General features: G+C 62.0%; 1 protein-coding gene. It reads right to left on the bottom strand.

Going from position 1 to position 208, the window contains the following annotated elements; all coding sequences use genetic code 11:
* Positions 1–208: immunoglobulin-like domain-containing protein (locus tag ACLEJQ_RS25905; RefSeq protein ID WP_440799975.1), on the bottom strand; the 208-nt coding region annotated here is incomplete at both ends.

Below are 208 nucleotides of genomic sequence, written 5' to 3' on the forward strand. Positions count from 1 at the left end.
CTCAGGGTCGCGGTGTAAACGATCGAACCGCCTTCGGCGACGCTGTCGGTTGCCGAGAGCGTCAGGCCAGTCGTGTCCTGGGTGTCGGTGACGGTGGTGTCAGCCGACTTGCCGTCGATCTCCAGTTTTTCGTAGTTGCCGCCCTTGGCGTCGTCGATCTTGACGCTCAGGTTATCGCCGCCTGCCAACGCATCGTTTGGCGTGACGA

Origin of the sequence: Pseudomonas sp. SMV71 (genome assembly GCF_052042015.1) — a bacterium.
Classification (GTDB): domain Bacteria; phylum Pseudomonadota; class Gammaproteobacteria; order Pseudomonadales; family Pseudomonadaceae; genus Aquipseudomonas.